9 protein-coding genes are annotated in these 13,711 nt (G+C 70.3%); 6 read left to right on the top strand and 3 right to left on the bottom strand.

Annotated elements, in window-relative coordinates; translation table 11 throughout:
- Positions 1–53 precede the first annotated feature (53 nt).
- The 3 genes from FS770_RS00300 to FS770_RS00290 all read right to left on the bottom strand — a co-directional run bounded on the left by FS770_RS00300 (position 54) and on the right by FS770_RS00290 (position 4,486).
- A complete protein-coding gene (locus FS770_RS00300) occupies positions 54–2,666 on the bottom strand; it encodes a DEAD/DEAH box helicase (RefSeq protein ID WP_145009192.1) in 2,613 nt (870 codons plus the stop codon).
- A gap of 159 nt (positions 2,667–2,825) precedes the next feature.
- Complete coding sequence (locus FS770_RS00295) at positions 2,826–3,833, bottom strand: bile acid:sodium symporter family protein (protein ID WP_145009190.1); 1,008 nt, start codon at positions 3,831–3,833, stop codon at positions 2,826–2,828.
- Entirely contained in the window at positions 3,830–4,486 is a 657-nt protein-coding gene (locus tag FS770_RS00290) for an MBL fold metallo-hydrolase (RefSeq protein ID WP_145009188.1), read from the bottom strand. Before FS770_RS00290 ends, FS770_RS00295 begins: the two co-directional genes overlap by 4 nt.
- Positions 4,487–4,573: 87 nt before the next feature.
- Here FS770_RS00290 and FS770_RS00285 point away from each other — a divergent pair, with 87 nt between their 5' ends.
- From FS770_RS00285 to uvrC, 6 genes are all read left to right on the top strand, one after another.
- The gene (locus FS770_RS00285; protein ID WP_244944654.1) at positions 4,574–5,218 is read left to right on the top strand and encodes a MarR family winged helix-turn-helix transcriptional regulator; all 645 of its coding nucleotides are present in this window, start codon (positions 4,574–4,576) and stop codon (positions 5,216–5,218) included.
- On the top strand, positions 5,215–7,143 hold the full coding sequence (locus tag FS770_RS00280) for an MDR family MFS transporter (protein WP_244944653.1): 1,929 nt from the start codon (positions 5,215–5,217) through the stop codon (positions 7,141–7,143). Before FS770_RS00285 ends, FS770_RS00280 begins: the two co-directional genes overlap by 4 nt.
- Before the next feature lie 88 nt (positions 7,144–7,231).
- A complete protein-coding gene (uvrA, locus tag FS770_RS00275; RefSeq protein WP_144942722.1) occupies positions 7,232–10,222 on the top strand; it encodes an excinuclease ABC subunit UvrA in 2,991 nt (996 codons plus the stop codon).
- Positions 10,219–10,938: an HAD hydrolase-like protein gene (locus FS770_RS00270; RefSeq protein WP_244944652.1), complete on the top strand. Its 720-nt coding sequence runs from the start codon at positions 10,219–10,221 to the stop codon at positions 10,936–10,938. The genes uvrA and FS770_RS00270 overlap by 4 nt, the downstream gene beginning before the upstream one ends.
- 12 nt (positions 10,939–10,950) lie before the next feature.
- Complete coding sequence (locus FS770_RS00265) at positions 10,951–11,640, top strand: lysophospholipid acyltransferase family protein (RefSeq protein WP_145009186.1); 690 nt, start codon at positions 10,951–10,953, stop codon at positions 11,638–11,640.
- Positions 11,633–13,699 carry an excinuclease ABC subunit UvrC gene (uvrC, locus tag FS770_RS00260; RefSeq protein ID WP_144942650.1) on the top strand — a complete coding sequence of 689 codons (2,067 nt, stop codon included), beginning with the start codon at positions 11,633–11,635 and terminating at the stop codon, positions 13,697–13,699. Before FS770_RS00265 ends, uvrC begins: the two co-directional genes overlap by 8 nt.
- Positions 13,700–13,711: the final 12 nt, after the last annotated feature.

The raw sequence follows: 13,711 nt of genomic DNA, 5'->3' as shown, positions 1-13,711 counted from the left end.
GCACTGCATGACAGCATGTTATGCGTTTAAAACCGCATATCAGCGGCAGTGCGTTACCGCCCCGTCTCCGTCACGTTGCCCACGTTGTCTACAAGGACCGCGGGGAAGCCGTCCTCGTCCGAGGCGGCGAGGTCGATGCGCGCATTGATGCCCCAGTCGTGGTGACCGTCGGGGTCGTCGAAGACCTGCGTGACCGTCCAGAAGCCCGCGAGACCGTCGGGGTTCTCGTTGATGCGGATCAGAGCCGGCCCGCGGGACTGGGCATCCGTGTAGATGTCCTCGTACTCGGCGAAGTAGGCGTCCAAGGCGTCTGCCCACCGGTCGCGGTTCCACCCGGTCTTCTCGTCGAGCGCGCCGAGGACCTTGTCCTTCTCCTGAGCGAAGAGCTCCACGCGCTGGAACAGGGCGTTGCGCACCATGACGCGGAAGGCCCGCGTGTTGGAGGTGACGCCCTCGGGCTGCTCCGCCACGAGCTCCTCGAGCGAGTCCACGCTGGTCCCGGAGGGAGACTCCACACCGGAGGCGAGCTTCTCCCACTCGTCCAGCAGGGAGTTGTCGGTCTGGCGGATGCTCTCGCCGAGCCACTCCACGAGGTCCGTGAGCGCCTCGGTGCTCGCGTCCACGGGCACCGTCTGGCGCAGGGCCTTGTAGGCGTCCGAGAGGTAGCGCAGCAGGATGCCCTCGGAACGGGCCAGACCGTAGAACTGCACGTAGTCCCCGAACGTCATGGCGCGCTCGTACATGTCCCGCACGATCGACTTGGGGGAGAGCTCGAACTGGGAGACCCAGGGCGCGGAACTCCGGTAGGTCTCGAACGCCTGCTCGAGGAGCTCCTTCAGCGGCTGCGGGTAGGTGATCTCGTCGAGCTCGCGCATCCGCTCCATGTACTCGAGACCCTCGGCCTTCATGGCGGCCAGCGCTTCGCCCTTGACCTTCTTCTCCTGCAGGTTCAGTACTTGCCGGGGCTTCTCGAGGGTGGCCTCGATGACGGAGACGACGTCGAGGGCGTACGTCTCGGACTCCGGGTCCAGCAGTCCCAGCGCGGCGAGGGCGAATGGTGACAGCGGTTGGTTGAGCGCGAAGTTCTCCTGCAGCTCCACGGTGAGCCGGTAGCGGCGCCCCGTCTCGTCCGGCTCGGGCAGCCGCACGACCACCCCGGCGCGCAGCAGCTCCTTGAGGATGGCGAGGGCCTGGCGCACGAGAGCGCGCTGGCGCGCCCGGGGCTCGTCCACGCTGGTGAGCAGCCGGTAGCCCGCGGTGATGTTGTCCCCGGGGCGCTGGAGCATGTTGAGCACCATGGAGTGGGTGACGTCGAAGGACGAGGTGAGGGGCTCGGGCGTGGCTTCCACCAGGTGGTCGAAGGTCTTGCGGCTCCAGGACACGAATCCTTCGGGCGCTTTCTTCTTGGGCACCTGGCGCAGCTTCTTCTGGTCGTCCCCGTGCTTGGCCCGTGCCTTCGCCATGGCCCGCTCGTTCTCGATCACGTGCTCCGGGGCCTGGACCACCACCGTTCCGGCGGTGTCGTACCCGGCACGGCCGGCACGACCGGCGATCTGGTGGAACTCGCGCGCGCTCAACCGGCGGGTGCGGTGGCCGTCGTACTTGGACAGCGCCGTGATCACTACCGTGCGGATGGGCACGTTGATCCCCACGCCCAGGGTGTCTGTGCCACAGATGACCTTCAGCAGCCCGGTCTGGGCGAGCTGCTCCACGAGCCGGCGATACTTGGGCAGCATGCCCGCGTGGTGCACGCCGATTCCGTGGCGCACGAGCCGGTTCAGCGTCTTGCCGAAGCCGGCCGAGAACCGGAAATCCTTGATGAGCTCCGCGACCCGCTGCTTCTCGTCCTTGCTCAGCACGTCCACGGACATCAGGTTCTGCGCCTGCTCCGCGGCCTGCAGCTGGGAGAAGTGCACCACGTAGACCGGGGCCTGGTGGGTGGTGAGCAGCTCCTCGAGCTCCTCGTGGATCGGGCGCTCGGAGTAGTAGTAGTGCAGGGGGATGGGCCGCTCGGTGGAGGTCACGAGCGCCGTGGCGCGCCCGGTGGTCTCCTCGAGCCGCTGCTCGATGCGGGAGACGTCCCCGAGGGTGGCGCTCATGAGGAGGAACTGGGCCTGGGGCAGCTCGATGAGCGGGGCCTGCCACGCCCACCCGCGCTGGGGGTCCGCGTAGAAGTGGAACTCGTCCATGACCACCAGGCCGAGGTCTGCGTCCGGGCCTTCGCGCAGGGCCACGTTGGCGAGGATCTCCGCGGTGCAGCACACGATGGGGGCGTCCTGGTTCACGGCGGAGTCGCCGGTGACCATGCCCACGTTCTCCGCGCCGAAGATCTCGCAGAGGTCGAAGAACTTCTCGGACACGAGTGCCTTGATGGGTGCCGTGTAGTACGAGCGCTGCCCGCGAGCGAGCCCCGCGAAGTGCGCGGCCACGGCCACGGTGGACTTCCCCGAGCCCGTGGGGGTCGCCAGGATCACGTTGGACCCGTTGGCCACCTCCAGCACGGCCTCGTCCTGCGCGGGGTACAGCTCCATGTCCCGGGAGGCGATCCAGCCCAAGAACCCCTCGTAAACCTCGTCCTCGCTCAGCGGGTTGGACGCGAAGTCACCCCGCAGGTAGTGGTGGCCGGGTGCGGAGAGATCGGGTGCCAGGGAGTCGAGGAGTTTCATCCCAGCCAGCCTATCGGGAGCCCCTGACACGCAGAACGACGTCGCTCTCGCCCCAGTGGGGGGACGCGCAGGCGCCGCGCCCCGCGGGCGGGAAGGGGTTCCTCCAGGTGGCCACGGCGCGGCGGGAGGTGGCCGCCGTGCCCGCGGGAATCGACCGGCCTAGAGTTCGCCCCGTGCGGCGGCGCGGGCGTCCACCCGGCGGCACAGCAGCGCGAAGACCGCACCCGAGAGGTTGTGCCACACGGAGAACACGGCACCGGGCAGGGCGGCCACCGGGGACATGTACTGCGCGGCGAGACCGGCTGCGAGACCCGAGTTCTGCATGCCCACCTCGATGGCGGTGGTGCGCCGCACCGGCGCGGGCTGGCCCGTCACCCGTCCCACGGCCCAGCCGAGGAGCAGCCCGAGCACGTTGTGCACGGCGACGGCCGCGAGCACGAGCAGCCCCGCCTGCACGATCTTGTCCGCCGACCCGGAGACCACGATGGCCACGATGGCGGCGATCACCACCACGGAGAACCAGGGCAGCACCGGGAGCAGGCGGGAGACCACGCGGGGCAGGGCGAGGCGGACCACCAGCCCGAGCACCACGGGCAGCAGCACGACCATCGCGATCGAGCGGGCCATGGCGGCGCCGTCGAGGGGCATGTACGCACCGGCGAGCCACAGCGTCAGCAATGGTGTGAGCAGGGGAGCGAGCAGGGTGGAGATCGAGGTCATGGTCACGGACACGGCCACGTCACCGCGAGCCAGGTACGAGACCACGTTCGACGCCGTGCCGCCCGGGGCGCAGCCCACAAGGATCACGCCGGCGGCGATCTCCGGAGGCAGCTGCATCAGCCACGAGACGAACACGGCGACCCCGGGCATCACCACGTACTGCGCGAGCACCCCCACCACGATGGGCACCGGGCGCTTGGCCACGAGCGCGAAGTCCGCCGGGCGCAGGGTCAGGCCCATCCCGAACATCACGAGCCCCAGCAGGGTGTTGGTCCAGGGCGACGCGTGGTGCACGGTGGGCGCGAAGAGGTACCCCGCGAGCCCACCGCCCAGCACGAGGACGGGGAACACCAGGACGGCCACGTAGGCGGCGCGGTCCGCCGCGGAGCGTGCGGCCGCGGCGTCGTGGTCCGGGGTGGACGGGGCGGAGGAGGAGGCGGGGCTCACCAGCCGCGCTCTTCCCACTCCCGCAGGTGCGGCCGCTCCGCGCCGAGGGTTGTGGGGGCACCGTGGCCGGGGTGGACCACGGTGTCGTCGTCGAAGCGATCGAAGATCCGCTGCGTGACGTCCGAGTAGAGCTGACGGAACGCCTCGGGGGAGTCCGTCTTGCCGAGACCGCCCGGGAAGAGTGAGTCGCCGGTGAAGATGTGGGCGGGGCCGTGCGGGTCCCGGTAGACGAGCGCAATGGAACCGGGGGTGTGCCCGCGCAGCTCGATGACCTCCAGCTCGAAGCCGTCCAGCTCAGCGGTGTCCCCGTTTTCGAAGGTGAGGTCCATGGGCACCGCGATGTCGTTCTCGTCCGCCGCGCCGCACGCGGTCATGGCCTCCGAGTGCGTGGCCACCTCCTCCAGCGCCCGCACGTGGTCCCAGTGCGAGTGCGTGGTGACGATCAGCTGGAGGTTGGCCCAGTCCGAGCAGTCACCCGAGCCCGCGGCGACCATCCCGGCGATGGCGCGGGCGTTGTCCGCGGCGTCGATGAGCACCTGCGTGCCCTCCGCCTTGGAGGTCAGCAGGTACACGTTGTTGTCCATGTCACTCACGGAGATGCGCCGAATCGTGATGTCGGTGAGCTCCGTGACCTCTGTCTGGGTGGCGATCATGGCAGAGAGTCTAGGCCGCAGCCCGGTTGCGGGCGAACGGTCCAGGCCGTGCGACGCGCGGGGTGTGGCGGATCCAGCACCGTCCCCGTGGACGCGGCACGCATCGCACCATATAGTTGCGTGAAACAAATATCTTTCCGTGGCACCCGTGTGCCCTCCGACCCCGCCCGGGAGGTGCCCGTGCCCCTGTCCCGCGAGACCGCCGAGGAGCTCGTCCGCGACCTGTTCGAGCTGCAGCGGGCCACCCGCCGGGTGCTCAAGGAGACGGCGGCGCACCGGGGGCTGTCGACGTCGCAGGTGAACGTCCTCACGTTCCTCTCGTGCCGGCCTGGTCGCCGCGCGAAGGACCTGGTGGCCGAGTCCAGCCTGGGGGCGTCCGGGATGAGCCGGCACCTCGCGGCCCTGGAGCAGCTGGGCCACGTGGCCCGCGCGCAGGACCCTCAGGACGGCCGCGCCCAGATCGTGGACATCACGGAGACCGGTCGCCGGGCGCTTGAGGCGCACCTGCGCCAGGACGCCGAACACCTCGCCGCCCGGCTGGCCGGGCTGGACGAGGCCCGGGCGCGCCGCACCCGCGAGGACCTGTCCAGTCTCACGGACCTTCTGACGCGGTCGCTGGGCACCGGCCGGGAGAGCACACCGCCCGCTGCCCGGGAGACTGAGTCCCACACCCCACCCCCGCAACCCGCCGCACCGGTGTCCCCGGAGCGCGGAGAGGAGACCCGCTCGTGACAGCCACCCAGGACCCGGGCCGCCCCGCCCGCACCGCCCGCACCCCCGACCAGGAGCACCGCGACGTCCTGCGGGCCCTGACCGGAATCCTCGCCGCGTTCTTCATGGCGATGGTCACCCTGACCATCATCGGCACCGCCCTGCCCGTCATCATGGCGGATCTCGGCGGGGACCAGACCGCGCTGTCGTGGACGGTCACGGGCACGCTGCTCGCCAACGCCGTCACCACCCCGGTGTGGGGCAAGCTGGCCGACCTCTTCGACAAGAAGAAGCTGCTGCTGGGCGCCATCGCCATCTTCGTGGTCGGCTCGGCGGTCGCGGGTCTCGCCGGCTCGATCACCATGCTCGTGGTGGCCCGCGTGATCCAGGGCGTGGGCATGGGAGGTCTCACGGCGCTGTCCCAGACCATCCTGGGAGCGATCATCGCCCCGCGCGAGCGGGGGCGCTACGCGGGGTACATGGGGGCCGTGATGGCCGTGGCCACGTCCGTGGGGCCGCTGCTGGGCGGGCTGATCGTGGACGCCTTCGGCTGGCGCTGGTGCTTCCTGATCCCCGTGCCGCTGTCCGTCCTCGCGGCGGTGCTGATCGTGCGCACGCTGCACGTGCCGGAGGTCCGGCGCGAGCAGACACCCAAGGTGGACGTGCTGGGCATGGCCCTGCTCGCGGTGGCCACCTCCGGGCTGCTGCTGTGGGTTTCCTTTGCGGGCAAGCTCTTCGAGTGGGGGGCGTGGCAGTCGATCGCGCTGATCGTGGTGACCGTGCTCGGCACCGTGGCGTTCGTGGCCGTGGAGCGGCGCGCGAGCGAGCCCGCCATGCCGCTGAACGTGATCACGGAGCGCACCACCGTGCTCGCGATCATCGCCGCGATCGCCACCGGCGGTGCCATGTTCGCCTCCACCACCTACCTGGGCCAGTACTTCCAGCTTGGCCAGGGCTACACGCCCACCGAGTCCGGCCTGCTCATGCTCCCGCAGGTGGTCGGCTCGTTCCTGGGGTCCATGGTCGCGGGGCAGCTGATCACCCGCTTCGGCCGGTGGAAGCGCGTGCTGATCGTGGGCGGCATGGTGCTCTCCACGGGCCTGTTCCTCGCCTCGCAGCTGAACCACACCACGCCGGCGTGGCTCGTGGGGGTGTTCATCTGCCTCGTGGGCCTGGGCGTGGGCACGCTGAACCAGAACCTCGTGCTCGCGGTGCAGAACACCGTGGGGCTCAAGGACATGGGTGCGGCGTCCTCGGCCGTGGCCTTCTTTCGCACCGTGGGCGGCGCCGTGGCCGTCTCGCTCTTCGGCGCGCTGCTCACCCGTCACCTCTCCACGCAGATGACGGCCTTCGCCGCCGAGCACGGCATGGACTCCTCCGCCACGCCGGACGCCGCCTCGATGGACCTCGCGGGCCTGCCGCCCGCCGTGCTGGAAGCGATCCGCGAGGCCTACGGCACGGGCACCGGTCTGCTCTTCCTGGTGGCGGGTATCGCGTCCCTGGTCACCCTGGCGTGCGTGCTGCTCATGGTGGAGGTCCCGCTGCGGGCCACGGTGGACGTGGCCGAGGTGGACCCGGAGACCGGGCAGATCACGGTGGTCCAGCGCCGCATGGACCCGGTTGCGGCCGCCGGGCTGCGCATGCAGCACGCCGAGACGGGGCAGATCCCCGTGGTCGACGCGCGCGCCTCCGGCCTGCGCCGCTCCGCCCACGAGCGCCGGGGCGAGGAGGCCCTGTCGCCCCGCGGTTCGCACGCGGCGGCTCCTGCGACGACGGGCCCCTCGGACCCCTCGGTTTCCGCTGCGGTGGCCAGCAGTGCCGACGACGACGCCGCGCAGCCGGACGGGCAGGCGGGGTCGCCTGAGCACGGGGCGCCCGAGTACGGGTCCCCGGATCACGGGTCGCCTGAGCAGAGCTCGTCCGGGCGCGGCCGCCACCGCGCCTGACGCGGGGCCGCCAAGAGTGTCGGAGGCAGCGACTAGAGTTGCAGCCGTGTCAGAGCGAACCCCTTCATCCGATGCCCAGTCCACGTCCGTGCTCGCCGAGCGCACGGCACACGAGCACGCGCCGAAGACCCGTGCCTCCGGGGTCTCGGACCTCACGGAGATCGTGGTGCAGGGGGCGCGCGAGCACAACCTGAAGAACGTGGACCTCACCATCCCGCGGGACTCCATGGTCGTGTTCACGGGCCTGTCCGGGTCCGGGAAGTCCTCGCTCGCGTTCGACACCATCTTCGCGGAGGGTCAGCGGCGCTACGTCGAGTCCCTGTCCTCCTACGCGCGCATGTTCCTGGGGCGCGTGGACAAGCCGGACGTGGACTTCATCGAGGGGCTCTCCCCGGCGGTGTCCATCGACCAGAAGTCCACCTCCCGCAACCCGCGCTCCACGGTGGGCACCATCACCGAGATCTACGACTACATGCGTCTGCTGTGGGCGCGCATCGGCCACCCGCACTGCCCCGTGTGCGGGGAGCCCATCACCAAGCAGACCCCGCAGCAGATCGTGGACCAGCTGCTCGAGCTGCCCGACCGCACCCGTTTCATGGTGCTCGCACCCGTGGTCAAGGGCCGCAAGGGCGAGTTCCAGGACCTGTTCCAGCAGCTGAGCCAGCAGGGCTACGCGCGCGCCGTCGTGGACGGCGAGACCGTCCAGCTGGAGGACGCTCCCAAGCTGAAGAAGCAGTACAAGCACACCATCGACGTCGTGGTGGACCGCCTGACCGCCAAGCCGGACGCCCGGCAGCGGCTCACGGACTCCGTGGAGACCGCCCTGAACCTGGCCTCCGGGCGCGTGGTGGTGGAGCTCGTGACCCGAGAGGGGGAGGAGTCCCCGTGGGCGGATGCCCGGCGCACGTTCTCCGAGCACCTCGCGTGCCCCAACGAGCACCCGCTGCAGACGGACGAGATCGAACCCCGCTCCTTCTCCTTCAACGCGCCCTTCGGCGCGTGCCCCGAGTGCGACGGCATCGGCTCGCGGCTCGAGGTGGACGAGGACCTCGTGGTCCCGAACCCGGACCTCTCCCTCGTGGAGGGTGCCATTGCACCGTGGTCCCTCGGCAAGGCCACGAGCGACTACTGGAACCGGCTGCTGGCCGGGCTCGGCGAGGAGGTCGGCTTCGACCTCGTCACGCCCTGGAAGGACCTTCCGACCAAGGCGCGCAAGGCGATCCTGCACGGCAAGGACTACAAGGTCACCGTGGCCTACAAGAACAGGTGGGGCCGCGAGCGGCGCTACACCCAGGGCTTCGAGGGGGTCTTCGGCTACATCAAGCGCAAGCACGAGGAGACCGAGTCGGACCACGCCAAGGACCGCTACGAGCAGTACATGCGGCAGGTGGCCTGCCCCGAGTGCGGGGGCGCGCGGCTGAACCCCACGATCCTCGGCGTGACCGTGGGCGGGAAGAACATCGCGGAGGCCACCCGGCTGCCCATGCGGGACTCCCTGACCTTCTTCGAGCAGCTGGAGCTGGACAGCCGCGAGGCGAAGATCGGCGACCAAGTGCTCAAGGAGATCGTGGCGCGCCTGACGTTCCTGATCGACGTCGGGCTGGACTACCTCAACCTCGAGCGCGCCGCGGCCACCCTCTCCGGCGGAGAGGCGCAGCGGATCCGGCTGGCCACGCAGATCGGCGCCGGGCTCGTGGGCGTGCTCTACGTCCTGGACGAGCCCTCCATCGGCCTGCACCAGCGGGACAACCGGCGCCTGATCGACACCCTGCTGCGGCTGCGGGACATGGGCAACACGCTCATCGTGGTGGAGCACGACGAGGACACCATGCGCGAGGCCGACTGGGTCGTGGACGTGGGACCCGGCGCCGGCGTGCACGGCGGTGACGTGGTGCACTCCGGCACCTACGACGAGCTGCTGCACAACCGGGAGTCCATCACCGCGGACTACCTCACCGGGCGCAGGCTCATCGAGGTGCCCCGGAAGCGCCGCCCGATCGACCCCAAGCGCAAGCTGACGGTGGTCGGGGCGCGCGAGAACAACCTGCAGAACCTCACGGTGGACTTCCCCCTGGGGGTCTTCGTGGCCGTCACGGGTGTCTCCGGCTCCGGGAAGTCCACGCTCGTCAACGACATCCTCTACACGAGCCTGGCCAACCAGCTCAACGGTGCCAAGCAGGTGCCGGGTCGCCACCGGCGCATCGACGGGCTGGAGCACCTGGACAAGGTGGTGCACGTGGACCAGAGCCCCATCGGGCGCACCCCGCGCTCCAACCCCGCCACGTACACGGGGGTCTTCGACCGGATCCGCAAGCTCTTCGCGGAGACCCAGGAGGCCAAGGTCCGCGGCTACCAGCAGGGCCGGTTCTCCTTCAACGTCAAGGGCGGGCGCTGCGAGGCGTGCTCCGGTGACGGCACGCTGAAGATCGAGATGAACTTCCTGCCGGACGTCTACGTTCCGTGCGAGGTGTGCAAGGGGGCCCGATACAACCGCGAGACCCTCGAGGTGCACTACAAGGGCAAGAACATCGCCGAGGTGCTGGACATGCCCATCGAGGAGGCGGCCGAGTTCTTCGCCCCGTTCACCGCGATCGCGCGCTACCTCAACACCCTCGTGGAGGTGGGCCTGGGCTACGTGCGCCTGGGCCAGCCTGCCACCACCCTCTCCGGTGGCGAGGCCCAGCGCGTGAAGCTCGCCGCGGAGCTGCAGAAGCGCTCCAACGGGCGCACCATCTACGTCCTGGACGAGCCCACCACGGGTCTGCACTTCGAGGACATCCGCAAGCTGCTGATGGTGCTGCAGAGCCTCGTGGACAAGGGCAACAGCGTCATGACCATCGAGCACAACCTGGACGTCGTGAAGTCCGCGGACTGGATCGTGGACCTCGGCCCCAACGGCGGCTCGGGCGGTGGCACGGTCGTGGCCGAGGGGACCCCGGAGCAGGTGGCCCGCAACGAGGACAGCTACACGGGCCAGTTCCTGCGCGAGGTGCTCGAGAGCTCCGCCGCGAGGGAAGCCGCCCACGAGGCGGGCGAGCCGGCCACGCGGGAGATGGCGACGTCGGGGGAGCGGGCGTGAGCCCGCAGCGGCCCGTGGTGCTGTGGGACCTGGACGGCACCGTCCTGGACCCCGCCGGGGCCATCACGGACGGCATCGCGGAGGCGCTGTGGACGTGTGGGTTCGACGTCCCGGAGAACCTCGAACGCTTCGTCGGACCGCCCATCGGGGAGTCCCTGCGGCGCTACACCGACGTCCCGGAGGATCAGATCCGACAGGTGGTCTCCGTCTACCGGGCCGGCTACCTCACCGAGGGCCTCGAGCGCACGCGCCTCTACCCCGGGATCCGGGAGGTGCTCGACACCCTCGCGCAGCGGGGCGTGCGGCAGGCCGTCGCCACGCAGAAGCCCGAGCGCATCGCGACCACCGTGGTCGAGCGCTTCGACCTCGCCGGGTACTTCGAGACCGTCTCCGGCGCTGCGGACGACCTCGCCGGTCCCGGTGCGGGTGCGGGGAACGGCCCCGGTGCCGCGAACGCGCCCGGACCCCTGCACGACAAGCCCGCGATCATCGGCGAGGCCCTGCGCAGGCTCGGGGCGCTGCCCCCCGACCCCACCCGCACGGTCATGGTGGGGGACCGCAGCTACGACGCGGACGGCGCACGCAGCCACGGCATCGACTGCGTGGGCGCGCTGTGGGGCTTCGCTCAGCCCGGCGAGCTGGAGGGCGAATGTGCCGCACTCGCCCACGAGCCCGGTGATTTGGCACACTTGCTCCTGCCATACACGGAGCAGTAGGGAGCGCGAGCGATGATCACCAAGTACGACGTGACCAAGGCCACGGTGGCCCGGACCCTCAAGCTGCTTTGCCGACCGGTGATCACGGGCGTGGACCGGCTCCCCGAGACGGGGCCCGTCATCATCGCCTCCAACCACCTCACCTTCCTGGACTCGGTCATCATCTCCGCGTTCATGCCGCGCCGCGTGAAGTTCATCGCGAAGGCCGAGTACGTGAACAGCCCGGGGATCAAGGGCTGCCTGATGCGTCAGGCCTTCGAGTTCATCGACATCATCCCGGTGGCCCGCGGGCTGCAGAGCGAGTCCGTGGCCGCGCTGCAGCCGGCGGTCGAGCACCTGCAGCAGGGCCGGGTCTTCGGGATCTACCCGGAGGGCACCCGCTCCCGGGACGGCTACCTCTACCGGGGCCACTCCGGCGTCGCCTACCTCGCCCTGCTCACGGGCGCTCCCGTGGTGCCGGTGGGCATGATCGGCACCCAGCGGCTGCAGCCCCCGGGGGCCACGATGATCCGCCCCGCCAAGTTCGAGATGCACGTGGGGGAGCCCATCACCGTGCCCGCCGCCGGCATGCGCCAGACCGGGCGGATGCGCAAGGATCTCGTGGCCCAGGTGATGGACACCATCGCCGGGCTCTCGGGCCAGCCCCGCAAGGACGTCTACAACGTGTCGCCGTCGGCGCAGAGGGACCTGGGGAATGGCTGATCCGGCAAGCTACAGGCCGGCACGACAGGACATCCCCACCAATCCGGGCGTCTACCGCTTCCGGGACGAGCACGGCCGCGTCATCTACGTGGGCAAGGCCAAGAACCTGCGCAACCGCCTGTCCTCGTACTTCGCGCCGCTGAACCAGCTCGCGCCCAAGACGCGGGCCATGGTGACCACGGCCGCCGCGGTGCAGTGGACCGTGGTGGGCTCCGAGTTCGAGTCCCTGCAGCTCGAGTACACGTGGATCAAGGAGTTCGCGCCGCGGTTCAACATCGCCTACCGGGACGACAAGTCCTACCCGTACCTGGCCGTGACGATGTCCGAGGACGTCCCGCGCGCCATGGTCACCCGGGGGGAGAAGAAGCCGGGCAACCGCTACTTCGGCCCCTACTCCCAGGCGTGGGCCATCCGCGACACCCTGGACGCGCTGCTGCGGGTGTTCCCCGTGCGCACGTGCACCAAGGGCGTGTTCCAGCGGGCCGAGCGCAGCGGCCGGCCGTGCCTGCTGGGCTACATCGACAAGTGCTCCGCACCCTGCGTGGGGGAGATCTCCCGGGAGGACCACCGGGAGCTCGCTGACGACCTCTGCCGGTTCATGGCCGGGCACGCCAAGCCGTACATCCGCGAGCTGACCCGCCAGATGAACGAGGCCGCCGAGCGCATGGACTTCGAGACGGCCGCGGCCCGGCGGGACGACGTCGCCGCCCTGGAGCGCGCGTTCGAGCGCAACACGGTGGTTCTGCCGGACAGCACGGACGCGGACTTCTTCGCGATCGCCGAGGACGAGCTCGAGGCCGCCGTGCAGGTGTTCTACGTGCGCGGCGGGCGCATCCGTGGCCAGCGTGGGTGGGTCACAGAGAAGGTCGAGGACGTGACGACCGCCGAGCTGATGACCAACCTGCTGCAGCAGGTCTACGGGGAGGCGCAGTCCGGGCTCGCGCAGCCCGCCCGGACCCGGCGCAGGAGTGCCGCCCAGGGCAGCGAGGACGTGGTGGGCCAGCACCGCAGGACCTCCGAGCTCGCCTACCGCCAGGACACCATCCCGCGCACCGTCTACGTGTCCGCGGAGCCGGACGAGACGGACGAGCTGCGCGGGTGGCTGAGCGAGCTGCGCGGCTCGCACGTGAGCATCCAGCGGCCCCAGCGGGGGGAGAAGGCGCAGCTGCTGGAGACCGTGGCGGAGAACGCCCGGCAGGCGCTGGCGCTGCACAAGTCCCGCCGCGCGGGAGACCTCACCACCCGGTCCGCCTCCCTGCAGCAGCTACAGGAGGCGCTCGGGCTGCCGGACGCGCTCATGCGCATCGAGTGCTACGACATCTCCCACGTCCAGGGCACCAATGTTGTCGCGTCCATGGTCGTGTTCGAGGACGGACTGCCCCGCAAGTCCGAGTACCGCAAGTTCTCGATCACCGGTGACGCCGCCCGGGACGACACCGCCTCCATGTACGACGTGATCCACCGCCGGTTCTCCCGCCACGTGGAGCAGCAGCGCCGCGCCGAGGAGAAGGGCGTGAGCACGGGGGAGGTCGAGGCGGACACGGAGGACGCGACGTCGCGCGCGTTCGCCTACCCGCCCAACCTCGTGATCGTGGACGGCGGCCCGCCTCAGGTGGCCGCCGCCCAGCGGGCACTGGACGACCTCGGCGTCACGGACGTGCACGTGGTGGGCCTGGCCAAGCGCCTGGAGGAGGTCTGGGTGCCGGACGACGAGTTCCCCGTGATCCTGCCGCGCGCCTCCGAGGGGCTGTTCCTGATGCAGCGGGTCCGGGACGAGGCCCACCGCTTCGCGATCACGTTCCACCGCCAGAAACGCTCCAAGGCCATGACGGTTTCCGCACTGGACGAGATCCCGGGGCTGGGCCCGGCCAAGCAGAAGGCACTTCTCAAGCACTTCGGCTCGGTCAAGAAGCTGCGGGCGGCCTCCGCGGAGGAGATCCTCGAGGTCAACGGCTTCGGCCCCGCGCTGGCGGTGAAGGTCGCGGAGGCCCTGGGCGGCCGGGAGTCCGCCGTCCGCGAGCCCGTGATCGATACGGAGACCGGAGAGCTGCTCGACTGACGTGAAACTGGT

It is taken from the genome of Kocuria salsicia (assembly GCF_007681555.1).
In the GTDB taxonomy this organism is placed as follows: Bacteria; Actinomycetota; Actinomycetes; order Actinomycetales; family Micrococcaceae; genus Kocuria; species Kocuria salsicia.
Note: the sequence above shows the minus strand (reverse complement) of the source record. Positions and strands in the feature narration are given on the sequence as shown.